We start from the raw sequence: 24789 nt of genomic DNA on the forward strand, positions 1-24789 counted from the left end.
TAAATGAAGATTATTTCTTATAACGTAAATGGCATTCGTGCCGCTGCAACAAAAGGACTTTTTAACTGGTTACAGGGTACAGATGCAGATATGGTTTGTTTGCAAGAAGTAAAAGCCTTAAAAGAACAAATTCCAGAAATCGTTGCTTTAATTGAGCAGTTAGGCTACCACCATTATTGGTTTCCAGCAGAGAAAAAAGGATACAGTGGAGTTGCGATATTAACCAAAATTAAACCTAACAATGTTTCATATGGTTGCGGCGAACCATGGATTGATGCAGAAGGAAGGGTTTTAAGAGCAGACTTTGATAACTTTTCTTTAATGAGTTTGTACATGCCTTCAGGGTCTAGTGGTGACGAAAGACAAATCAAAAAGTATGAATTTATGCGCTTTTTTGATGTTTATATTGATGAAATTAGAAAAGAACACCCTAACTTAATTATCTCTGGCGATTATAATATTTGTCACCAACCAATTGATATTCACAACCCTAAATCCAATGCAAATTCATCCGGATTTTTACCGGAAGAACGTGAATGGATGGAATTATTTATGAATAATGGATTTATTGATAGCTTTAGGCACTTCAATAAAGACCCACATCATTACACCTGGTGGAGTTATAGAGCTGGTTCTAGAGGTAAAAATTTAGGATGGCGTATTGACTATCACTTGGTAAGCAGACCAATGGAAAATAGATTAACAAATGTTAGAATTTTACCCGATGCATTACATTCAGACCATTGTCCGGTTTTACTTGAGATAAATTGAGTTACGGGCTAAAGGTTACGGGTTACGAGCCCAAACCTGCAACTCGCAACTTGCAACCCACAATTCAATGTTAATTACAAACATAAAAGGCCTTGTAGGTGTACACCCAAAAGAAAAATTATTCCTTCGCGGTAGCGAAATGGCTAATTTACCTGTATTAGAAAATGCTTGGTTGTTGTTAGAAAATGGATTGATTAAAGATTTTGGATTAATGTCCAATCTCAATACACAATTCTCACACCTCAATACGATTGACGTTTCAGGAAAATTCGTTTTCCCTTCTTGGTGCGACAGCCATACACATATTGTTTTTGCTGCCCCACGTGAAGAAGAGTTTGTAATGAAAATAGCAGGTAAATCTTACGAGGATATTGCCGCAGCTGGCGGTGGAATTTTAAACTCGGCTCGTAAATTAGAACAAGCAACTGAAGAGGAACTTTTTGAAAGTGCAAGTTTGAGATTAAAAGACATGATTAAGCAGGGAACGGGAGCAGTTGAAATTAAAAGTGGCTACGGTTTAACTGTTGAAAGTGAATTGAAAATGCTAGGGGTCATCAAAAGGTTAAAAACAACTTTTCCTATTCCAATTAAGGCAACTTTATTAGCTGCTCACGCATATCCACAAATATATAAAGATGACCATCAAGGTTATATTAACCTTATTATCAATCAAATCCTTCCGACTGTTGCTAAAGAAAAATTAGCTGATTATATTGATGTTTTTTGTGAAAAAGGTTTTTTCTCGGTTTCAGAAACTGATGAAATTTTATCTGCTGCTGCAAAATATGGATTGAAACCAAAAATACACGCTAATCAGCTCTCTGTTTCAGGAGGCGTACAAGTAGGGATAAAAAACAAAGCCATATCGGTAGATCATTTAGAAGAAACTGATGATGATGTTTTAAAAAGTTTGACAGGCAGCAAGACCATCGCAACACTTTTACCTTCTTGTTCTTTTTATCTGAATATCCCTTTTGCAAATGCCCGTGGACTAATGAACGCAAATGCAATAGTAGCTTTAGCCACAGATTATAACCCAGGCTCTACACCATCTGGAAATATGAATTTTGTAGTTTCTTTAGGTTGTATAAAATTAAAAATGATGCCCGAAGAAGCCATTAATGCAGCAACATTAAACGGTGCCGCAGCAATAGAATTAAGTCAAGAAATTGGAAGTATCACAATCGGAAAAAAAGCAAATTTATTCATTACCAAACCAATGCCTTCTTTGGCTTTTTTACCTTACAGTTTTGGTCAATCGCAAATAGAAACAGTAATTTTAAACGGAGAAATCTACAATGGATAGTTTTAAAATTTATTCGCAAAGCGACATTGACTCCCTAATAAACACAAGAAATGGGGAAGAAAAATTAGGTCAACATATTCAAATCTATAGTCATTGCGAGGAAGATAGCACCCAAACAATCTCATTGGCATGTTTACAGCAATCTACAGCCCAATATGTTTTATTAGGCATTCCGGAAGATATTGGTGTAAGAGCAAACTTAGGAAATGCTGGTGCCAAAACTGCCTGGAAATCAGCTTTAAAGGCTTTCTTAAATACCCAAAGCAATTCTTTTTTAAAAGGAGATGAAGTTTTAGTTTTAGGTCATTTTGAAATCGAAGAGCCTGCAGATATTAGTATTCAAGGTTTGAGAAATAAGACAAATGAAATTGATGCACTGGTTTATCCAGTAATTCAGAAAATTGCTCAAGTAGGAAAAATTCCAATCGTAATTGGAGGTGGGCACAACAATGCCGCTCCGATAATTTCTGGTGTGTCAATTGCGTTAAATAAGCCATTAAATGTGGTTAATATTGATGCCCATGCCGATTTACGAGATACTAAAGAGGGTAGACACAGTGGAAACGGATTTAGCTATGCTATGCAACATGGTCATTTAAACCAATATCGAGTTTTTGGCTTACAAGAAAACTATGTACATCAGTCTTTACCTGCTTACATTGCTGCAAGTAAAAATATAGCTGTTATTTATTTTGAAGATCTTTTGACAAGTAAAAAAGCTATTGAAGAAACCTGGGAAGATTTTGTAAAGGATTTACCAGAACCATCCGGTTTAGAAATAGACTTAGATAGCATTGAAAATGTGCTTTCTAGTGCTATTACTTCATCAGGATTTGCATTAAATGATATTCGCAAAATCCTTTTATCAAATCATAAAAAATATAGCTATCTGCATATCTGTGAGGGTGCTACTGAATTGGCAGATGGAAGAAAAGATTTGACAACAGGTAAAACAATCGCGTATTTAGTAAGCGATTTCATTAAAGCTCTTCGGCCTCATATTTCTCAGAAGCTTTAATCATTAACTCCATTTCTACTTTTTGGGCAGGTGTTAATGGATCTTCCTGCTCCTGCATTTCGAAAATATTAATCATTGTTTCTTCGTAATGTTTAGCTGAAGTTATTTTAAATTCCTTTTCCATGATAGTAGTATTTAGTAGTTAGTATAAAGTATTTAGACTTAACCAAAATCTATAATCCCTGTTGGCGTAATACATTTATCCAAACGAATATCATTCAAATGTACATCAATAATTTCTGGAGTAGCATCAAAAAAAGATAATCCTATTTTTTGTGTGTTTATATTCTCTAAAAACCGATCGTAAAATCCCTTTCCATAACCAACTCTGAAGCCTTTTACATCAAAAGCTAATAACGGTACAATTACCAGGTCTGGTATACCAGTAAACGGTTTTGCTTTTTGCGGTTCTGGAATATGATAATGATTATTAACCAGGTCTTGCTTATCTTTAAAAGAATAGTGGCTCATTAAACTCGAACCAAAATCTGCTTTTGGAACTACGATCTCAATTCCTGGATGATTTTCTTGCAACCAATCTATAATTAAAAAAGTATCTGGTTCTTTTTGATGAACAATTGGAAGAAAGATGTGTATGCTTTTAATATTTGATAAATCAAGCGTTTTAAACTGTTTTAAAAGACTTTCATTTAACATGGCTAGTTCTTGCGCTGTTAAAGCACTTCTTTTCGCTAAAGCTTGTTTTCTTAAGTCTGGTTTAAGCATATTTCGTTTCATCATCATTCCCATGAAAACGGGAATCTTAAAGCAAGATACAAAGCTAAAAATCTTTTATCGCATTAGGATACCCAATCGAGTTGGGTATGACCATTATCAAAAAGAAGCCGCAGATTTACTGATTGATTTAATCAGCGAATCTGCGGCTATTATTTCTTTTGTCATTCTGAACGAAGTGAATCTATTCGAAAAATGGATTCCTCACGGCCTCGGAATGACAATCTATACTATTTTACACGTTCTACATATTCACCTGTACGTGTATCAATTTTAACTCTATCGCCTTGATTAACGAACATTGGCACTTTAATTTCTACTTCATTTTCTACTGTAGCTGCTTTCAAAGCATTTGTAGAAGTATCTCCTTTAACCGCTGGCTCAGAATAAACAACTTCCATTTCTACAAAATTAGGAATGCTTGCTTGAATTGGTTCTTCGCTTTCTAGCGCAACAATAATACTCATTCCTTCTTTTAAGAACTTAATTGAAGCACCAAAAAGTGTTTTAGGCACGTTAAATTGTTCAAAAGAAGTATTATCCATTACTACCAAATAATCTCCATCTTCATATAGATATTGATAATCATTTGTTTCTACACGACAAATTTCTACTACTTCATCTGTGTTCATTCTAGCTTCTACAAGTCTAGAAGTTTTGATATTACGAAATTTACCTGTGTAAAATGCGCCACCTTTACCTGGTGTACGGTGATTCCATTCTTCAACAGTAACCAACTCTCCATTGAAACGAAGGATGTTACCTACTTTTATTTCTGATGCTTTTGCCATGATATTTTAAAAAATCACTAATTATTTGGTTCTTTTTGAAGGCGCAAGGTAAAAACTATTTTTCAAAAAGCTGTAAAAAAAGATAGCTTCGGGAACCACTCCGAAGCTACAATCAACCTAAACCTAAACCTAAACTAAACTATGAAATTCTTATTTTATTCTATTTAATAACGTTACTCTCTTTATCAATCTACTATTAATGATTTCTTAATAAATTTTGGCGTTTTCTTCACAAATCTCAGACTAGTTTTTAGCCTTTATTTGATGGCGCAAAGGTGCAAACTATTCTTCAATAAAACAATAGCAAAATAAAAATATTTTTTAGTGCGGGTTTTAAACAGAAATAGGCTAGTTTTCTAATGGTTTTTAGCAGAAATATGACAAAATCTTTATCTGTTATTTATAATCAGATATACTCAATCTATTTTCACAGAATGAATATTCATGCTCTTGGTTAGATCCTACAATTATCATTTTATTTAATGCGTATTGTTTAATCAATTCCAAATACCAATCTATACCTTGAGCATCTAAATTAGAGGTTGGTTCATCTAATATTAAAATTGGTGTATTTGCGCAGCAAGCCAATGCAAGCTTGGTACGTTGTTTCATTCCAGATGAGAAGTGTTTTAAAGCTTTATCCTGAGATTTCTCTAGCCCAAGCAAGCTCAGAACCTTTGAAGCGTCTAACCCTTCTTCGTACGCTTTAAATTGAAAATGAAAGTCTATTGTTTCTTGTAGGGTAAATTCTTCTATTAAATCTAAATAAGGTGCAGCAAAGCTGATATTTTGGTAAATCTGTTCAACCTTAATTTCCTCTTGGTGGTGATAGCTGATTTCTCCTTCAGATGGAGATAAATTACCCAAAACTATACTCAACAAAGTTGATTTGCCTGAGCCATTTGGTCCTAGAACAGCATATTTTCCTTTCCCAGTAAAACTGAAGTCGATATTTTTAAATATCCACTCCTTATTAAACCTACGGCCTACATTACTTAGGATGATGTTCATTTAGTATTGGGTATTGAGATGTGTGTTGAGACAAAGCCCTCAGCCTGAAATCTTCTACTTTATTTATCTTTCTTTGCTTCCGGTACCAAAACCTCTCATCACACCGCGATTAGAATTGCGAATAAAATCAACAATTTCATCACGTATTTCTGTAGGTTGGAATTCTGCTTCGATGATATCTAATGCCTTAGTTACATTATTGTTTTTAACAAAAAGAACGCGGTAAATTTCTTGAATTTCATTAATTTTTTCTGGAGAAAATCCTCTTCTACGCAAACCAACAGAGTTGATGCCAACGTAAGAAAGTGGCTCTCTAGCCGCCTTAACATACGGAGGAACATCTTTACGAACCAATGAACCACCTGTTACAAATGCGTGTGAGCCTACTTTTACAAACTGGTGAATAGCCACTAAACCCGCTAAAACCACATAATCGCCAATGGTAATGTGGCCTGCTAGTGTAGTGCTATTAGAAAATATACAAAAATCCCCTACTTCACAATCATGCGCTACGTGAGAGTACGCTTGGATTAAGCAGTTTTTACCAATCACTGTTTTCCATTTATCCTTTGTACCGCGGTTAATGGTTACGCATTCGCGAATAGTTGTATTGTCGCCAATTTCTGCTGTTGTAACTTCACCTGCAAATTTTAAGTCTTGTGGAACACCAGAAATTACTGAACCTGGAAAAATTCGACAATTTTTACCAATTCTGGCTCCGTCCATAATTACAACATTAGAACCAATCCAAGTTCCTTCGCCAATCTCTACGTCTTTGTGAATTACAGCAAATGGCTCAACTACAACATTATCTGCAATTTTCGCTTGTGGGTGTATGTATGCTAAGGGTTGTATCATTATGCTGGTTCGCTATCTTTTACTCTTGAAATTTGGGCCATCATTTCGGCCTCAACTACTATTTTTTCTCCTACCATACCAATACCTTTCATTTGAGCAATTCCTCTACGAATCGGTTCCATCAAATCGCATCTAAAAATTAAGGTATCTCCTGGTAAAACTTGCGCCCTAAAACGCACATTATCTATTTTTAAAAAATAGGTTAAATAATTCCTTGGGTCTGGAACAGTACTTAAAACTAAAATTCCGCCAACTTGAGCCATAGCCTCAATTTGTATTACCCCTGGTAAAACTGGTGCTCCAGGAAAGTGGCCCCTAAAAAAGTCCTCATTCATGGTTACATTCTTAACACCAACAACGTGGGTTTTAGAAAGTTCTAATACTTTATCTACAAACAAAAATGGTTGTCTGTGAGGCAAAATATCCATAATCTGTACTACATCATACAATGGCTTCACATTGGCATCGTATACTTTTTGGATCTTTTTTCCTTTTTCTTTTTTAATTGCTGCTTTAATTTTCTTTGCAAAAGAAACATTTGCAGCATGACCAGGTCTTGCAGCCATAATATGGCCTTTTAAATGTACGCCCACCAAAGCTAAATCACCAATCATATCTAGCAATTTATGACGAGCTGGTTCATTTTGGTAGCGTAACTCCATGTTATTTAAAATGCCTTGTGGAGCTACCTCTATCGCAGACCTATTGAATATTTTAGCTAAATGCTCTAATTCAGGTTTTGTTACTTCCTTATCTACAATTACAATTGCATTATTTAAGTCTCCTCCTTTAATAAGGTTGTTTTGCAATTGATACTCCAATTCATGTAAAAAACAGAACGTTCTACAGGAAGCAATTTCTTTCTTAAATTCAGCAATACTAGAAATGCCTGCGTGTTGACTACCTAAAACTGGAGAATTATAATCTATCATGCAAGTAAAGCGATAATCATCTAATGGCATAGCCACTATTTCTACTTTTCTATCTGCTTCTGCATAAGTAATATTATGAGGAATGGTGAAATATTCTCTATCTGTATCTTGAGAAACCAATCCGGCTTCTTCTAATGCTTCGATAAATAAAATAGAGCTGCCATCCATAATTGGTGTCTCAGGACCATCAAGTTTTAACAAAACATTGTCTAAATCCATCCCTACTAACGATGCCATTACATGCTCTACTGTACTTACGCTTGCACCATTTTGAGTAATGGTTGTTCCACGAGCTGTATCAGTAACATTATCGCAATCTGCATCAATAATTGGTTGTCCGGGAAGGTCTATTCTTTGAAATTTAAAACCATGATTATCTGGAGCGGGGCAAAATGTTAATGTAACATTAGCGCCTGTGTGCAAACCTACACCCTTAACAGAAACCTCACTTTTAATAGTCTTTTGCTTAACGTTCATTCTTTTCTTGTAATGTACTAATCTGATCTATGATGGCAGTTAATTCAGCAATTTTAGCTTCTAGCGCTCTTATTCTTTTATCTACTTCTGGTAATTTTTTAAATATTACAGTAGAGCGCATCCACTCTTTTAGCGGTTGTGCCGGGCTACCATGCCATTGTTTGTTTTCTTCGGTATTAAAATTAATACCCGCTTGTGCCCCAATCTGTGTGCCTTTGCCTAAGTTTAGGTGACCTGCTATACCAACTTGTCCGCCGATAACAGAATTTTCTCCAAGCTTTGTGCTTCCAGAAATACCCGTTTGTGCAGCAACAACAGCATGTGCACCTACATCTACATTGTGAGCAATTTGTATAAGGTTATCTAGTTTTGCCCCCTTACGGATAAAAGTAGAGCCCATAGTGGCCCTATCTATTGTGGTATTTGCACCAATTTCAACATCGTCTTCTATAACAACGTTTCCAATTTGTGCTATCTTATTATAAGTCCCGTCTGCCTGTGGTGCAAATCCAAATCCATCACTACCAATTACAGCATTAGAATGTATTGTTATTCTATCACCCAGCTGTGTGCGGTTATAAATTTTTACACCTGGGTAAATGGTACAATCCTGACCAACTTTAGTGCCTGAGCCAATATATATTTGAGTAAAAATTCTGCAATTATCACCAATTTCTACATTTTCTTCAATACAACAAAACGCACCAATAAACACATTCTTACCAATTTTTGCTGTCGGATGAATAAAACAAGGTTGATCTATCCCCGCTTGCGTTTTATTTTGGTTTAAGGCTTCGTTATATTTTTCTAAAAGAATTGAAAAAGCACTATATGGATCTTTAACCTTAACTAAGGTACAGCTTACTTGCTGTGATGGCACAAAATCATTCGCCACAATTACTACCGAAGCTTGTGTTGTGTACAAATAGCTTTCGTATTTTGGATTAGATAGAAAACATAATGAACCAGTACTTCCATCCTCTATCTTAGAAAGCTCGCCAACCTTAACGGTTTCATCACCTTCTACAGTTCCATCCAAAAATTCGCTTATCTGCTTGGCAGTAAATTGCATCTTACAAAGTTAAATGTTAAATTGATATGAACAAATAAACACAATTGTTAATATTCGTTACAAGAATAAGACTGTAAACGTAGTTATATGTTAAAAATTTTGTTAAAAAATGCTAAATGTCTCTGGTATAACAAAGAATGTGCTTTTTTACCGTCTTATCTAATGATTCTAAGTTAGACAAATCTGATGCTTTTGCAATATCTACAAGCTCATTATTCTTCATTAAAATATTAATGTTGCTATTCCCTGCATTATAAGCTCTATTTCTTATGGTATCAGTAAAGACAAAATAAGCCACATCATCTTCCTCTAAGTTTAAAGCTAGCGCTGTTTGTGTAGCCAAGCGCTCAATCCTATCTGCTGAAGGCTCTGTATTGCTAATTTCTACTTTATACAAAGTTCTAGAATTTAACATTTTGCAAAGCCTTGATAAAATTAGATCGTCATGACTTTCCCAAACTTTAACAGAAGCATAAATATCCTGATCATCTAATTTAGAGAATTGTAATAAATGGAAATCATCCTCAAAAAAGTTTAGTTCAGTAATGTCATTTTGCAAAAAATGTTGCAAAGACGGAGTTGCAAAAAGTTTTTCTCCACTAGAAGCAAGCTCTTTTGCCCGCTCTAAAATTTTAACTAATAATTGTTCTCCTGCTATAACGGTTTTATGCAAATAAACTTGCCAATACATTAACCTTCTAGCAATTAGAAACTTTTCTATTGAATAAATTCCCTTTTCTTCAATTACCAATTGATCATCAACAACGTTAAACATTTTGATAATTCTATCGAAACTAATTACGCCCTCACTAACTCCAGTAAAAAAGCTATCCCGATTTAAATAATCCATCCGATCTAAATCTAATTGACCAGAAATTAATTGGCAAAAGAAATTGCGATGATATTTTCCTCTAAAAATAGTGATTGCAGGGGTTAAACGACCATCAAATTCTTCATTTAATCTATCCATCATCAACATAGAAATGTCTTCGTGTTTAATTCCGTTGACTAGTGTATGCTCCAATGCATGAGAAAATGGGCCATGGCCAATATCGTGTAGTAAAATTGCTATAGTGGCAGCCTCTTCTTCTTGTGGTGTAATTTGATGTCCTTTATTTCTCAATACTTCTAGTGCCAAACTCATCAAGTGCATTGCCCCGATAGCATGGTGAAACCTAGTGTGTAATGCCCCAGGATAAACTAAATGGGTCATTCCTAATTGTTTAATATACCGCAGCCGCTGAAAATATGGATGCGAAATCAAATCATAAACTAACGCTGATGGTATAGTAATGAACCCATAGACAGGGTCGTTTATTATTTTCTTTTTGTTCAATTCTTAAAATTATATTATACGGTACAAAAATTGCTATTTTTATCCATAGTAAAAAAGCCTAGCGCTTTTTAAACCTTTAAATTACATAAAAAGTATATATAATGCAGGAAACCAAAATTTTATGGGCCGATGATGAGATTAACTTATTAAAACCACATATTTTATTACTGAACGAAAAGGGATACCATGTAACCACTTTTACAAATGGTAACGACGCTTTAGAGGCTTTTGGGAAAGAACATTTCGACTTGGTTTTTTTAGATGAAAACATGCCTGGATTGAGTGGTTTAGAAACTTTATCTGCTATTAAAAATATTCGCTCTGATGTGCCTGTTGTGCTAATTACCAAAAGCGAAGAAGAAAATCTAATGGAAGATGCTATCGGATCTAAAATAGATGATTATTTAATTAAGCCAGTAAACCCAAAACAAGTTTTATTAACGATAAAGAAAATTATAGACAATAAACGTTTAGTAAGTGAGCGAACTTCCTCTGCTTATCAACAAGATTTCAGGAATATAGGCATGACTTTAAATGACAAGTTAAGTTATGAGGAATGGGTTGATGTTTATAAAAAATTAGTTTTTTGGGAATTAGAATTAGAGAAATTAGACGACCCTCAAATGCATGAAATTTTAACCATGCAAAAGTCTGAAGCTAATATGCAATTCTCTAAATTTATTGAAGACAATTATTTGGGATGGGTTAACGGAAAAGAAAAGGCTCCTCTTTTATCAAATGAACTATTGAAGAAAAAGGCATTCCCGTTAATTAATGAGAATACGCCTGTATTTTTTATTCTGATTGACAATTTACGCTATGATCAATGGAAAATTATTAACCCTTTAATTAGTGAATATTTCCGCTTAGATGAAGAAGATACCTATTCTAGTATTTTGCCTACCGCAACTCAATATGCCCGTAACTCTATTTTCTCTGGACTAATGCCTTTAGAAATGGAGAGAAAATTCCCTTCTTTATGGCAAAATGATGATGATGAAGGGGGAAAAAATTTACATGAAGAAACCTTTTTAGGAGAACAAATTAAGCGAAGTTTAAGAAAGGATTGCAAGTTTAGCTACCACAAGATTTTAACTTTTGACCAAGGGAAAGATTTGACGGAAAAGGTTGGTAATTTGATGGATAATGAGTTTAATGCGATTGTTTATAACTTCGTTGATATGCTTTCTCATGCTCGTACAGATATGCAAATGATTCGCGAATTGGCAAATGATGATGCAGCTTATCGTTCCTTAACTCTATCTTGGTTTGAGCACTCACCTTTATTAGATTTATTGAAGAAAATCTCTCAAAAAAGGGTTAAAGTAATCATTACTACTGATCATGGTACGATTAGAGTAAAACATCCAAGTAAGGTTATTGGTGATAGAAGTACAAATACAAATTTGCGTTACAAACAAGGTAGAAATTTGAACTTTAATCCGAAAGAAGTCTTTCTTATTAAAAACCCTCATGAGGCACAGTTACCAAAAATAAATATCAGCTCTAATTATATTTTTGCAAAAGAAGACCAGTATTTTGTTTACCAAAACAATTACAATCAATTTGTAAATTACTACAATGAGACTTTCCAACATGGCGGGATTTCTTTAGAAGAAATGATTATTCCGGTAGTGACTTATAGTTCGAGATAATTATTTAACCACATAGGCACATAGAAAATTATAGACTTGTATAACGCATACTTTTCTTTGTGAACTATGTATCTATGTGGGTAAGATTCTATCTTTACAATATGAAATCTATTTCAATAAATAGCACAGCTGAATTACCTAATGTTGCACAAGAATTGTTTGCTTTTGCCAATGGCAATAAATTCTTCATTTTCGAAGGAGAAATGGCAGCAGGCAAAACTACTTTTATTAAGGCTTTTTGTAAGGTTTTAGGAGTTGAAGATGTAGTGAGCAGCCCTACTTTCTCTATTGTAAATGAGTATGAAAGTAAAACAGGATTAGTTTATCATTTCGATTTTTACCGTTTAAAAAACCTACAAGAAGCTTACGATATTGGCTATGAGGAATATTTTTATAGTAGCGAATATTGTTTGGTTGAATGGCCAACAAAAGTTGAAGAACTTTTACCAGAAAAATACATAAAGGTAGAAATTGAAATTACCAGTGATGAACAGAGAAGGTTTAGCTTTATTAGGGTTGATAGTTAAATAGTCGATAGCATTGCTTAATTGTCCATTAACTATTGCCAATCAACCAATCTTTAAAAAAATTTCCGTATCTTCAACCATCTAAAAACTACCAGATTATATCATGGCGACAGGATTAAGAGAAGGCATGGCAGCAATTGCTCAAAGAGGTTTATTGCAAACTCAAGAAGAGACGCTAGAAACTAATAAAAAAAGTAATAGTTTATATATCGGTATCCCAAAAGAGACTTCTTTTCAAGAATGTCGAATTGCTTTAACCCCGCTTTCTGTTGCTCTTTTAGTTAACAATGGCCATAGGGTTATGATTGAATCTGGCGCTGGTGTTGGTGCAAACTTTAGCGATAAAGATTATAGTGAGCAAGGTGCGCAAATATCCTTCAGCAAAAAAGATGTTTATGATGCTGATATCATTGTAAAAATTGCCCCACCAACGTTAGAAGAAATTGGCTTGATGCACAAAGGGCAAACATTAATTTCTGCATTGCAAATTGGAACATTAAAGGAAGCAAATTTAAAGGCTATCCTCCACAAAAAAATTAATGCGCTATGTTTTGAAAACCTTCGTGATGAAGGAAATGTATTGAGTGTTGTACGTGCCATGGGCGAAATTGTAGGCTCAGCATCAATATTTATTGCCGCAGAATATTTAAGTAGTGCATTTGGTGGGAAAGGATTAATGCTTGGTGGATTTACGGGCGTTCCGCCTACAGAGATTGTAATTTTGGGTGCAGGAACTGTTGGTGAATATGCAGCAAGAACGGCACTTTCTCTTGGTGCTGAGGTTAAAGTTTTTGACAGTTCTATTTTTAGGTTAAGGCGATTACAAAATAATTTAGGAAGTAGGGTTTTCACATCCGTTATGCAGCCAATCGTTTTGGCCAAAGCAATTACAACTTGTGATGTAGTAATAGGCGCAATCAGATCTGAACACGGACGTAGCCCTTGCTTGGTTATGGAAGAAACTGTTGCCAGAATGAAAGCTCATTCTGTTGTAGTAGATGTAAGCATTGACCAAGGCGGTTGCTTTGAAACATCTGAAGTTACCAATCATAAGGACCCCGTTTTTAGGAAACACGATGTAATCCATTATTGCGTTCCAAACATTGCTTCTAGAGTTCCGCGTACCGCATCGTATGCCTTAACAAATATATTCGCCCCAATTTTGGTTGACATAGGGGATATGGGCGGTCTAATGAACATGGTTTGGAATAGACCTGGCATTCGTGAGGCGCTGTATTCTTACCAAGGTCATTTAACCAATAAAGACTTGGCAAACATGTATAACTTACCTTTTAAAGATTTAGAATTACTGGTCGTTTCTAATCAATAATATTTCGTTATTTGAGAATCAAAGCATCTAACAGTAGAACTTAATTTTATAATGAAAAACCTAAATCTCCTTCTTTTAATTGTATCGCTTTCCTTGTCGGCTTGTGCTCAAAAAAAAGCACAAAACCCTTACGGCTTAACAATTATAAATGATTATAAGGCCTACAAAGCGGATTATACAGTTCATCCAAACAATGAATTAATTGAAATAAAAAAAGCAATTCCATCTGTAGTTCTAGATATTCGCTATGCAACCAAAAATAACTTTATGCAACAAGTTATGTATAAACAAGCTAGAGCTTTTGCACGTAAGCCAGTTGTAGAAAAATTAAAGAGAATACAAGCTATTCTTAATAAAAAGGGTTATGGTTTAAAGATTTTTGATGCTTATCGCCCTTATGAAATTACACTTGCCTTTTGGGAGAAAGCAAGTGACAAAAATTTTGTTGCCAATCCTGCAAAAGGCAGCAAACATAATCGCGGTTGTGCGGTTGATTTAACTATTATAGATATAAAAACAGGCAAGGATGTTCCCATGCCTACCCCTTACGACAGTTTTGCACCAGAAGCGGCACCACATTTTGCAAATCTTCCAGCAGCAATTATCAAAAACAGAGATTATTTAATTACTACTATGCAAGCAAACGGCTTTAAAGTGATTTATAACGAATGGTGGCACTTCGATTTTAATGGTTGGCAAAATTATGATTTAATGGATATCCCTTTTGAAAATTTGTAGCTTAAACTTCGGCACCTGAAAGGGCTTTGGGCTTATAAAAGATCTGTAAATAAAGCAATGCTATTAAAGTAATGCCAGCACAGATGTAGAAAATATGTGGGATGGTAGATATATCTTCAATAAACATACTCCCAGCTAACAAAGCGCCCAAACCAATCCCCACTTCTAAAAAAATATACATAGTTGCAACTGCTTTTCCTCTATGCCCGGGCTTACTTAAATCTATAGTCCATGCTGTTACTGTTGGAGATAACATTCCTGTAGCTACACCATAAATAGCTGAAGCTACCATGAGTAAAAATGATGTGCTTGCAAAAGCAATCCCAAGTAAAGAAATCATCAAAATTCCTAAAGAGATTTTTAGAATAAGCATTCTTCCATAGCGATCAGAAACTTTGCCTGCAACAAACCGAATGAGTAAGGAGGATAAGGTAAAAACCATAAAGAATAGTCCCTTATTACTCGTTCCCAAATGTTTGCTCCAGTCTGATATTACGGTTAATATAACACCATAACTAATATAGCTCCATAAAACAATCAGTGCCGCAGGTAATACTTGCCACTCTATAATATCTTCTTTTTTGATTTTAAGGTGTGCTGCTTTGAATTTTTGCTTATCTGGAAGGGTTTCTTTCATATTCGCTAAAATAACAATAGAGAGTAATGCAAAAAGCGATGAACAGTAAAACAATATATTGATAGAGAAATGAGCTGTTATTGCACTGCCGATTGCAGGTCCAATGGCTAAGCCTGTACTAAAACAAACTCCATGAACTCCCATTGCTTCACCCCACCTTTCTGCAGGAACTAAATCTGCAACATAAGCTGAAGTTGCAGTTGGTTTAAATCCAGTAGAGAAGCCATGTATCAATCTTAAAAATAAAAACCCTGCAACTGAAGTTAATATTGGATAAAGAAAACCACATAAAAAACATACCAGGGAGCCTACCGCCATTACTGGCACTCTACCAATTGTATCTGTAAGCTTACCACTAAACGGACGAGAAATACCAGCTGTGAGGGTAAAAAGAGCAATAATTAACCCTTTGTATTCTGCGCCACCCAAGCCTGTTAAGTAGGCTGGCAACTCCGGAATTAGCATATTAAAACTTGCAGAGAACAGAAAAGAGCTTAAACAAACTAATCCGAACTGAAGTGTGTATATACTGGAGGAGGGTTGCACTTAGGATATGAATTTAATAGATTAAAGGCATTAGTTTAGCAAATTAATTAGCGCTTTTCATTTCCTTTTTAGTTCCTTCTTCGCTATGATGAGATTTTCCATAGCGATTGAATTTAACATCGGCTTTTGTTCCTTTTACTGTGATTTCAAAAATATAATCGTAATCATCATCTGTTAATTCCTTTACCGGTCTTGCAGTGCCAAAGGCCTCAATAATTTCCAGAACAGTATTAGAATGTCCAACAATTAATATTTTTTTCCCTGTGGCATGAGTTATTAATTGTTTTGCTAATGCTTTCTGTTCAGAAGGGTCATAAGTTTTAATGGCTATTCCTATTTTATCTGCCAATGGAAAAGCGGTTAATTTTGTTCTTTTATAGTTTGTAGTATAAATAGAATCAACCTTTTCTCCCTTTAAATATTTCATCAAATCCACAGCTCTTTCTGCGCCTCCCGGAGATAATTCTGGGTCTTTTGCTTTTGGATCATCTACTACTTTCTCAGCATGTCTTACTACAAAAACTTTAACAGCTTTTTGAGCATTTACAGCTTGCTGTCCTAGCAAAACCACCAATAATATAAGTATAAATTTTTTCATCATAACGCTTTAATTAGTTCTTCAATGTCGGTATTTGTATGCCAACTACTTAAAACAATTCTATTTATAATTGGTCCATCCTTATCTGGATAGGGAAAAGAAGAGGCCAATATATTTTTTGCAAGTAATTTTGTGCTAAGGTCAGCATTTTTAGAGAAAAAAACAGGGAAATTAGGAATAAAATGCCAATCCTTATTTCCGTTTAGCACATTACTTAATGTAGCTATGTTCTGATTTAATTTAGAAAGTTCGACTTCATAAATCTTTTCAGCATTCATAAAAGCAAAAAGCCCTGCTGCGGCAGGAGGTGAGGCGCCTAAAAAAGCATTTGTCTCTTTTAATTCTGCTATCAGATCTGTATCTCCAAAAATTATTCCTGCATCAACACCCAATGCTTTAGCCATAGAAGCAATGATGATTGTTTTTACATTTTCACATTTAGGAACTGCAGATAGTGCGCTTAAACCATTATTAATGATACCGATTCCGTGCGAATCATCTACTAGCAAAATAATATGCTTTGATTGGTTGATTTGTTTTAGAAAAGAAAAATCATAAATTTCAGGATAAAGATTGTTCATCGAATTACTAATGATTACCCAATTTTCTTTATCACTTGAGTTTATCTCATCAACTATGTTCACTGCCCAATTTGCAAAAGCTCCATCTGTTTGTGGATTATCATTTTGCCATAAAGCAGGGTGAGTATCTGGAGCGTATCTAATTTCTCCAAAATTTACAAAATGTTTAATGGTAAGCTGGGCCGCCAAATATCCGCTTGAGGTAATTAGCGCACTCCCAGAACCATACTTTTCCGCAGCATAATGTTCAACTTCGTCATAAATGCCAAGCTGAACATTGTTTCCTCTGCTTGTTCCATTGTTTAATCCAAATTTTTTTAAACCCTCCAGGTACAATGCTAAATAAGCTTCATTTTGAGGAATGCCTAAATAGGCTGTGCCTCCAAAATAAAGGCGACTTTCAATTCTTGGGCCTAAGTGAGTATTTAATTGCTTAAAGTTTGTGTGATATTGCATTAATTATAGGGCCTTCCCAGTTGGTCATTTGCAGCCTTAATTAATGAATTTGAAGTGTTTGAATCGTGAGAGAATTCCCAAAACATAATTCCATTAGCCCTATCCTTGGCCAACTGCGCTTTTTGCCAGATCAATTGAATTCCATTATATCCGTAATCTACACCACCAACCGTTGCAAGATTCAAATACACATTAGCTCCGCTTGCTTCGATATCCCTATATCCCTTTGAAGTGCCACCTGAAGATTTTCCATACAATGGAATACCAACAATCGCCTTTTCTCTTGGCATCTTTTTGGTATCTATCCATGTATTGAGGCTATTAACACTCATTTTATAGGTTGCGTGATTTAAAGGGTCTGCTGCATCATAACCTACACCCCCATCATACTGCATAATATTAAAGAAATCTACATATTGATAAGCATCTTGCGCTATAGCATCTTTATTTGTTGAAGTATAAACGGCTGGTGTTATAGCAGCGCTTAAAAACTTGTTTTCATTATGCAAAGCGACCGATAGTTGTGCCATCAGGGTAGTAAAATCAGTGTTAGGATTTCCAGCAACTGTTCTTGGATATTCCCAATCAATATCAACACCATCTAAACCATTTGTTTTTGCAAAATTCACCACGTTGTTAACAAAATTGTTTCTTGCTGTTGAAGAAGCAGCAATAGTAGCAAATATGGTTTCTGCGCCCATTACCGAAATTCCAAATTTAACATTATTGGCTTGGGCTTTTGCTTTCACCGTATTAAACCTTGTATTTTCTGTAGTTGTTAAAGCAATAACAGATCCATCGCCTGTTGGATTGACATTTAAAAAAGCAAAGAATAAGTGGGTAATCATTTTATACTTGCTATCATCTACCGTTGCAGGGTCTCTGTAACCTGGCATATAAGCCACTATCTTAAAAGTGCCAGCTACCCAAGGTGTTCTTGTGGGTGGTGTTGGAATGCTAGGTGGATTGGGCGTTGGGGGCGTCGGAGTTGGTGTAGGGTCGCTTTTCTTGCTACATGAAGCGATAGTTAACACAACGGTTAAGGCAAATAGTATATTTTTTAATTTCATATGAATAGAGATTTGGTTAGGGATTTACTTGATTTTTAAAAAAGGTAAACTGTTGTTTTATAGATTTAGCCCAATATGCTTTATTATGTGCACCGGGTTGAGAAGTATATGTTGCATTAAGTTTTAACAAGTCACATTTTTCTTTCAGTTGATTGTTTGACACATAGAAAAAATCTGATGAACCACAGTCGAAGATTATAGGTTTTGGATTTCCTTTAAGCTTATCTATATTCTCAAAAACAGAAAATTTCTTCCAGAGTTCACTATCGGCAGGTGGATTGCCCAATAAATCTCCTAATCCGAACTTACCAAATCCATCAGACAACTTTATACCGCCACTTGTACTGCCTGCACTTGTAAAAAGTTCTGGTCTCTTAATAAACAAGTTAAAAGCGCCATGGCCACCCATACTAAGACCTGTAATAAAGATATGCTGCTCATCAACCTTATATCTCTTCTTCATATCTGGGTATAACTCATCGAAAAAGAAATTTTCAAATTGCCAATCTGACTTTACCGGACTATTTAAATACCAACTGCTGAATAATCCATCTGGACAAACAATTATAAATCCATATTCATCTGCATACTTTTGTGCGTCCATGATATTATTCCATTGCTTATAGTTTCCACTATAACCATGTAAAAGAAAAATGATTGGCAGTTTTTCTAACTTCTTATAGTTTTTTGGTTTAAAAACCCAAGTTGTGTCTGTTCTAGGCAAGTTTTTGCTTTGATAAGTCAATTGATCCTGTGCTAAAACCGACCCACTAAGCAATAATAATAAAGTAACTAAATATAATTTCATAACTATTCAAAAACCTGCAATTTATTAGAATACTGATTTCGCATTATCTAAATTGCGCAAAAAAAAACTAAAAAGATGCATTTTTTTGCAGTTATATTTTGATATCCCGCAAAAACCCGCAGCCTTTAACAGCAAAAGGGGTTCTATCGGATTTAACTTCCGTGGGCTTATTGTGGCATTAGCTAGATGGCGTGAAATAATTTCTAAAAGAGGATTTCGTTCTTGATGAATTCAGCTAACTCAATACCTTTTCAATCTTAAAAATTATCATGTATATAAGTCATTATCCTAACCATTTCTTTCCTAACATCAGCCGTAGGTAAAACAAAACTATTGTTCATGAAAGAAAATATTAAAGTTCGTCCTTTTTTAGTAGTTACATATCCACTTTGATTATGGTTGTTAGACAAACTTCCTGTTTTACCATAAACAAAAGGTATATCTGTTTTAGGATAGGCGTTTTTTAATGTGCCAGTTTTTCCACCAGCCGGTAGCATTGTAAATAATCTTTCCCTATCATTTACTTCTGCATAGATCAGTTCTAAAAGCTTAACCATATCTCTTGGTGTAAACAGGTTTCCTCTTGACAGCCCTGATCCATCTACCCACTTAGGTTTATCTGGTAATGCCGATAAATACGTAGTATTAATGTAATCTATAGTTTTAGCAGTGTTTAATTCGATGCCTAATTTGTTAGCATAAACTAATAACAATTGCTCGGCGATAAAATTATCGCTAGGAAGCATCATGTGCTTGAATACGGTATCGCTTTTTAAGTTATAAATTGTTTTCGCATCAATAGGCATTTTCATGTTTATCATGTCTACATATTTGTTCAATGTATCAACCAAAAGATTAACAGTTGTTGATGTGCTAACTTTATATGGAACTTGTTGAGCATATTTTGATGGGATAATGGCTGTGGTAAAATTGAATTTATTGGAATTAAAGTCTCTGGTAACTTTAAACGTTTTTGTATTTGTAATGGAGTCTTTTACAAAACAACTTGCAAAAGTGATTGGCAAAACATCCATATTCCCAGCGGTTTTTGCGGTAATTAAGACCATGTTATCAAATAATGGCAAATCATTAATTTCTGCTTGGTAATATTCATTGTAATCATCCCATTGCCAACCATTGCCATAAAAAGACCCGGTATACCTACCCGGAGCATAAAAGAGTTTTTTAGTGCTTGATTTAAGAAAATCGAATGCTTTTGTCCCCCTTAATTGGGTGTGTAAAAATGATGGATCTCCTGTTCCCCAAAAAATTAAAGAATCGCCTCTTTCTATATACCTTAAAGATGGTATGGAATCGGGCATCATTTTTAAGCCGGCATAAAAAGTATAAAGTTTAGTATTAGATGCAGGAGTGAAATATTTATCGGCATCTTTTTGGTAAATCATTTCTTTTTTCTCCATATCATATAAGGCAAAACCCACATGATATTTATCGATAATTAGAGAATTTTTAAATTCTTTATTAACTTTTTTAGCAATAATTCGGTTAGGGGCACATGCTGAGAAACAAATCACCAGAACTAGAGTCAAATAAATTAGTAGCTTTTTTTTATCTAGGGAGTATTTTTTCATTTATAAATCTTTTCTGATGAAAATGTGCGCCCTAATTTATTAATTTAGTTTCATGAAATATTGGCAAAGGAAAATAAAAATCCATTCGCTTACTATAATTTTAGTATTGCTTATAGCGCAGATCTGCGTTGCGAATATTGCCTGTGCACAAACATTTTCTTTTGAAGGAAATCGCAAAAAGAGCTTTGTAAACTTTCAATTGATAAAAAACCTAATTATAATCCCTCTGTATATAAACGGGAAAGGTCCTTATAATTTTATTTTAGATACAGGAGTTGGTCCTTTGATTATTACAGAGCCTGCTCTTATGGATACCCTTGAGCTTAAAAATTTAAGAACTACAAAAATTTATGGGGTAGGCGAAGGCGGAGAAATACCTGCGTTTTTAACTTCTGAGCTTAGCGTAACGATTAAAGAGGCAACCATTCAACACATTCCTACAGCAATTTTAAAAGAAGATGTTTTTAATCTTTCCAGCTATGTAGGAAAAAAAATTCATGGAATTATAGGATATTATTTCTTTAATAGTTTTGTTGTAAAGATTAGTTATTCAACTCAGCGTATTGTGTTTTCTTCACCCCTTGAAAAAGCACGAAAAAGGGGTGTGAAATTTCCTCTTGAAATTCAAAACAAAAAACCATACATAATTGTGGATATGGTAACTCCACAGCAAAAAAATATTAAAGCAAAGCTGATTATAGATTGTGGCGCAAGTCATGCCTTATCTATGGAGGCCCTTGATGGAGCCGCTTTTCCTCTTCCAGATTCTATAATTACAGCAAATTTAGGAATAGGATTAAGTGGTCCTATAAGTGGTCATGTAGGGAGAATTCCGCTTTTAAAGCTTGGGAAATTTTCATTTAAAAATATTATATCGGGTTTTCCTTCATTTGAATCTGTTGCCGCAAAAATAGGCTATGGAATCCAAGACGGAAACTTAGGTGCAGAATTTTTAAGGAGATTTGATGCAACCTATGACTACCAAAATGCTGCAATATATTTAAAACCTAATCAAGGCTATAGAGCAGATTTTGATCATGATATGTCTGGAATTGAAGTCTATATAGATCCCAATAACAGCAAGAGGTATTTTATTGGTAGAATTGAAAAGGGTTCTCCAGCTGATAAAGCTGGGTTTTTAGAACAAGATGAAATTATATCATTAGATTTTAAATGGGTTTTACTTTACTCCTTAGAAGAAATCACTAACTTATTTAAGTCTGATGATGGAAAAACTGTTGTGGTTGAAATCATAAGGGGCGATAAGAATATTGTTAAATTACTAAAACTAAAGCGTAGGGTTTAACTATTAGATAATATTAACCGATTACTTTCATTCTTTTTTGAAGCATTTCCCACATTATCGTAACATTTCTTTTACTCGGCTATTATATCCATAACACAGTTTTACTTTTAACCTTTTAATACCAAACTAACTTACAATATTATGAGTAAAAATCAAAACCTATTGGCTGTAGCTGGGTTGGCATTTTTATGTGCAATTGGGGGTACCACTTTTGCGCAAAGAAGACCAACAACTACTCCGCCAGCATCAGCCGCAACAACACCTCCTGCAGGCGCAGCTCCTAAAAAAGAAGGGATTAAACCTTTTTCAGAAATAATTACAAATAAAGCCAAAAGCAAAACAGGATTATTTAAAACCCACAAAGTGGATGATAAATGGTATTTTGAAATTCCTGATTCTATTTTAAACCGTGAAATGCTTGTGGTAACTCGTTTGGCTAAAGTGCCATCTGGAGTGAAAGTTGGCAACCAACAATATGGAGGTGAGCAACTTAATGAACAAGTATGGCAATGGGAGCGTCGCGGAAAGCAGATTTTTATCCGCGTACCTAGCTATTCTGTAAAGGCTGATAAAGGTACGGACATGTACGAATCTGTTAAAAACTCTAATCTTTCGAGTATTCTAGCCTCTTTTGATATTAAGGCTTATAATAAAGATACAACAGGTGTTGTTATTGATGTTACTGATTTTTACAATGGTGATATTATGGCAATTGGCGCTACAGATGCTATAAGAAAAGCCTATAAAACGACTGCTTTTGATGCCACAAGATCTTATGTAGATACGATCAAAACATTTCCAATAAACATTGAAGTAGTTACTGCAAAAACCTATCGTTCAGCAGAATCTCCAATAGACAATAGCATTGGTGCAATTACATTTGAGTTTAATACTTCGATGTTATTATTACCAAAAACGCCTGCTAAAGCACGTTTAATGGATGCGAGAGTCGGCTTCTTTGGTCAAGGACAAACGGATTATGGTACTGATGCTCAAAAAGCAGAACGTACAGCTTATATCCATAGATGGAATTTAGTTCCAAAAGATACTGCCGCTTACAAACGTGGTGAATTGGTAGAACCAGTTAAACCAATTGTTATTTACATTGATCCGGCAACGCCTAAAAAATGGGTGCCATATTTAATTGCCGGCATTAACGATTGGCAAGTTGCTTTTGAAGCTGCTGGCTTTAAAAATGCAATCATTGGTAAAGAAGCGCCTACACCTCAACAAGACCCAGAGTTTAGCGTAGATGATTCTCGTTATTCTATGGTGCGTTATTTTGCTTCAGATATTGCTAATGCATATGGCCCTCATGTTTCTGATCCTCGTACGGGTCAGATTTTAGAAACCCATATCGGTTGGTATCATAACGTGATGAGCTTACTTAGAAATTGGTTCTTTGTTCAAACGGCAGCAATTAATCCAGAAGCTCGTAAATCTAAATTCAGTGATAACCAAATGGGAGAATTAATCCGTTTTGTATCTTCACATGAAATTGGCCACACCTTAGGTTTACCACACAACTTTGGTTCTAGCTATGCCTATCCTGTAGATTCGTTACGTTCAAAAGCCTTTACAGATAAATATGCTACCGCTCCTTCAATTATGGACTATGCTCGTTTCAACTATGTTGCACAACCTGGAGATGGTGTTGTAAGAATGTTCCCTGGAATTGGCGAATATGATAAGTGGGCCGTAAAATGGGGTTATTCTTGGTTTCCTGGCAATTTAACCGTTCAACAAGAAAAGGAAAAATTAGATGTTTGGACTAAAGCAAAAGCTGGAAACCCATTATATTTCTATGGTCGTCAAGGTAACCAATACGATCCTCGTGATCAAAGTGAAGATTTAGGTGACAATGCAATGAAAGCTAGTACATATGGTATTGCCAACTTAAAACGGATATTGCCAAACATAGAAAAATGGACTTATGAAGCGGGTAAAGATTACAGCAATCTAAGTGAGCTTTACGGAGAGGTGATTGGTCAGTTCAGCAGATACATGGGCCATGTTACTTTTAACATTGGTGGATTAAGTGAAAATTACAAAACTTATGAGCAAGCAGGAGCCGTTTATAATTATGTTTCTGAAGCAAAACAAAAAGAAGCTGTTACATTTTTAAATCAGCAATTATTCACTACTCCACTTTGGTTAATTAATAGCGATCAATTGAACAAATTTGATAATGGCGCTATGTTAACTAGAATTAAAGCAGCACAAACCAGCACCATTAATAATATTTTTACAGTTTCACGATTGCTTAGAATGTTAGATAATGAAACCAAAAATGGCGCTAGTGCATATACAGTTCCTGAATTATTTACAGATGTTCGTGGAACAATTTTCGCGGCCAGTAGACCGGATGCATTCAAGCGTAATTTACAAAGAGGGTATATTGATAGACTAGGAAGTTTAATGGTTGATGCACCCGCTCCAATAGGTTTACCTCCAGGTTTCAACTTTACGCCAATTAACGTTGGTGTTACAGATATCAGACCTTTAGTTAGGGTAGAGTTAAAAACTTTAGCAGCAGCTGCTAAAGCTCGAGCAGCAGCTGGAGATGCAATGACTAAAGCTCATTATGAAGATTTAGTTACTAGAATAAATGATATCCTTGATCCTAAAAAATAATATT

General features: G+C 34.9%; 23 protein-coding genes. 9 read left to right on the forward strand and 14 right to left on the reverse strand.

Features of this window, described 5'->3' with window-relative positions; all coding sequences use genetic code 11:
* Nucleotides 1-3 precede the first annotated feature (3 nt).
* The 3 genes from FA048_RS03075 to FA048_RS03085 all read left to right on the forward strand — a co-directional run bounded on the left by FA048_RS03075 (nt 4) and on the right by FA048_RS03085 (nt 3095).
* The gene (locus tag FA048_RS03075) at nt 4-771 is read left to right on the forward strand and encodes an exodeoxyribonuclease III (RefSeq protein ID WP_136838740.1); all 768 of its coding nucleotides are present in this window, start codon (nt 4-6) and stop codon (nt 769-771) included.
* Between the two features lie 67 nt (nt 772-838).
* Nucleotides 839-2077, forward strand: coding sequence for an imidazolonepropionase (gene hutI / locus FA048_RS03080; RefSeq protein WP_136838741.1), 1239 nt, complete (start codon nt 839-841; stop codon nt 2075-2077).
* Entirely contained in the window at nt 2070-3095 is a 1026-nt protein-coding gene (locus tag FA048_RS03085) for a formimidoylglutamase (protein ID WP_136838742.1), read from the forward strand. Before hutI ends, FA048_RS03085 begins: the two co-directional genes overlap by 8 nt.
* On the opposite strand, the gene FA048_RS19680 is transcribed toward FA048_RS03085, so the two are convergent.
* The 8 genes from FA048_RS19680 to FA048_RS03120 form a co-directional block, all read right to left on the reverse strand.
* Nucleotides 3058-3219 carry a hypothetical protein gene (locus tag FA048_RS19680; RefSeq protein ID WP_169306804.1) on the reverse strand — a complete coding sequence of 54 codons (162 nt, stop codon included), beginning with the start codon at nt 3217-3219 and terminating at the stop codon, nt 3058-3060. The two genes, FA048_RS03085 and FA048_RS19680, sit on opposite strands and share 38 nt — an antisense overlap.
* A gap of 38 nt (nt 3220-3257) precedes the next feature.
* A complete protein-coding gene (locus FA048_RS03090) occupies nt 3258-3821 on the reverse strand; it encodes a 5-formyltetrahydrofolate cyclo-ligase (protein ID WP_136838743.1) in 564 nt (187 codons plus the stop codon).
* A gap of 239 nt (nt 3822-4060) precedes the next feature.
* Nucleotides 4061-4621 (reverse strand): elongation factor P, encoded by a 561-nt coding sequence (gene efp, locus FA048_RS03095; protein ID WP_136838744.1) that lies wholly within the window; start codon nt 4619-4621, stop codon nt 4061-4063.
* Between the two features lie 396 nt (nt 4622-5017).
* A complete protein-coding gene (locus FA048_RS03100; RefSeq protein ID WP_136838745.1) occupies nt 5018-5632 on the reverse strand; it encodes an ABC transporter ATP-binding protein in 615 nt (204 codons plus the stop codon).
* Between the two features lie 63 nt (nt 5633-5695).
* On the reverse strand, nt 5696-6490 hold the full coding sequence (gene lpxA, locus FA048_RS03105; protein WP_136838746.1) for an acyl-ACP--UDP-N-acetylglucosamine O-acyltransferase: 795 nt from the start codon (nt 6488-6490) through the stop codon (nt 5696-5698).
* Nucleotides 6490-7899 carry a bifunctional UDP-3-O-[3-hydroxymyristoyl] N-acetylglucosamine deacetylase/3-hydroxyacyl-ACP dehydratase gene (locus FA048_RS03110; protein ID WP_136838747.1) on the reverse strand — a complete coding sequence of 470 codons (1410 nt, stop codon included), beginning with the start codon at nt 7897-7899 and terminating at the stop codon, nt 6490-6492. The genes lpxA and FA048_RS03110 overlap by 1 nt, the downstream gene beginning before the upstream one ends.
* A complete protein-coding gene (lpxD, locus tag FA048_RS03115) occupies nt 7889-8971 on the reverse strand; it encodes a UDP-3-O-(3-hydroxymyristoyl)glucosamine N-acyltransferase (protein WP_136838748.1) in 1083 nt (360 codons plus the stop codon). Before lpxD ends, FA048_RS03110 begins: the two co-directional genes overlap by 11 nt.
* Before the next feature lie 112 nt (nt 8972-9083).
* Nucleotides 9084-10307, reverse strand: a complete 1224-nt coding sequence (locus tag FA048_RS03120) for an HD domain-containing protein (protein WP_136838749.1) — start codon at nt 10305-10307, stop codon at nt 9084-9086.
* A gap of 101 nt (nt 10308-10408) precedes the next feature.
* On the opposite strand from FA048_RS03120, the gene porX reads away from it, so the two are divergent.
* The 4 genes from porX to FA048_RS03140 all read left to right on the forward strand — a co-directional run bounded on the left by porX (nt 10409) and on the right by FA048_RS03140 (nt 14557).
* The gene (gene porX / locus FA048_RS03125; protein ID WP_136838750.1) at nt 10409-11962 is read left to right on the forward strand and encodes a T9SS response regulator signal transducer PorX; all 1554 of its coding nucleotides are present in this window, start codon (nt 10409-10411) and stop codon (nt 11960-11962) included.
* Nucleotides 11963-12063: 101 nt separating this feature from the next.
* Nucleotides 12064-12489: a tRNA (adenosine(37)-N6)-threonylcarbamoyltransferase complex ATPase subunit type 1 TsaE gene (gene tsaE / locus FA048_RS03130; protein ID WP_136838751.1), complete on the forward strand. Its 426-nt coding sequence runs from the start codon at nt 12064-12066 to the stop codon at nt 12487-12489.
* Nucleotides 12490-12592: 103 nt separating this feature from the next.
* Entirely contained in the window at nt 12593-13819 is a 1227-nt protein-coding gene (locus tag FA048_RS03135; RefSeq protein WP_136838752.1) for an alanine dehydrogenase, read from the forward strand.
* A 51-nt stretch (nt 13820-13870) separates the two neighbouring features.
* The gene (locus tag FA048_RS03140) at nt 13871-14557 is read left to right on the forward strand and encodes a M15 family metallopeptidase (protein ID WP_136838753.1); all 687 of its coding nucleotides are present in this window, start codon (nt 13871-13873) and stop codon (nt 14555-14557) included.
* 1 nt (nt 14558) lies between these two features.
* Here FA048_RS03140 and FA048_RS03145 read toward each other — a convergent pair whose 3' ends face one another.
* The 6 genes from FA048_RS03145 to FA048_RS03170 all read right to left on the reverse strand — a co-directional run bounded on the left by FA048_RS03145 (nt 14559) and on the right by FA048_RS03170 (nt 20845).
* Complete coding sequence (locus FA048_RS03145; protein WP_136838754.1) at nt 14559-15740, reverse strand: MFS transporter; 1182 nt, start codon at nt 15738-15740, stop codon at nt 14559-14561.
* A gap of 43 nt (nt 15741-15783) precedes the next feature.
* A complete protein-coding gene (locus tag FA048_RS03150; RefSeq protein ID WP_136838755.1) occupies nt 15784-16341 on the reverse strand; it encodes a SixA phosphatase family protein in 558 nt (185 codons plus the stop codon).
* A complete protein-coding gene (locus tag FA048_RS03155) occupies nt 16338-17375 on the reverse strand; it encodes an aminotransferase class I/II-fold pyridoxal phosphate-dependent enzyme (RefSeq protein ID WP_136838756.1) in 1038 nt (345 codons plus the stop codon). The genes FA048_RS03150 and FA048_RS03155 overlap by 4 nt, the downstream gene beginning before the upstream one ends.
* Nucleotides 17375-18445 carry a glycosyl hydrolase family 18 protein gene (locus tag FA048_RS03160; protein ID WP_136838757.1) on the reverse strand — a complete coding sequence of 357 codons (1071 nt, stop codon included), beginning with the start codon at nt 18443-18445 and terminating at the stop codon, nt 17375-17377. The genes FA048_RS03155 and FA048_RS03160 overlap by 1 nt, the downstream gene beginning before the upstream one ends.
* A 16-nt stretch (nt 18446-18461) precedes the next feature.
* Entirely contained in the window at nt 18462-19253 is a 792-nt protein-coding gene (locus tag FA048_RS03165) for an alpha/beta hydrolase (protein ID WP_136838758.1), read from the reverse strand.
* A gap of 257 nt (nt 19254-19510) precedes the next feature.
* Entirely contained in the window at nt 19511-20845 is a 1335-nt protein-coding gene (locus FA048_RS03170) for a D-alanyl-D-alanine carboxypeptidase/D-alanyl-D-alanine-endopeptidase (protein WP_136838759.1), read from the reverse strand.
* Nucleotides 20846-20897: 52 nt separating this feature from the next.
* On the opposite strand from FA048_RS03170, the gene FA048_RS03175 reads away from it, so the two are divergent.
* Nucleotides 20898-22151, forward strand: coding sequence for an aspartyl protease family protein (locus tag FA048_RS03175; protein ID WP_136838760.1), 1254 nt, complete (start codon nt 20898-20900; stop codon nt 22149-22151).
* Nucleotides 22152-22292: 141 nt separating this feature from the next.
* Nucleotides 22293-24785 (forward strand): zinc-dependent metalloprotease, encoded by a 2493-nt coding sequence (locus FA048_RS03180; RefSeq protein ID WP_136838761.1) that lies wholly within the window; start codon nt 22293-22295, stop codon nt 24783-24785.
* Nucleotides 24786-24789 lie beyond the last annotated feature (4 nt).

Origin of the sequence: Pedobacter polaris (genome assembly GCF_005116505.1) — a bacterium.
Classification (GTDB): domain Bacteria; phylum Bacteroidota; class Bacteroidia; order Sphingobacteriales; family Sphingobacteriaceae; genus Pedobacter; species Pedobacter polaris.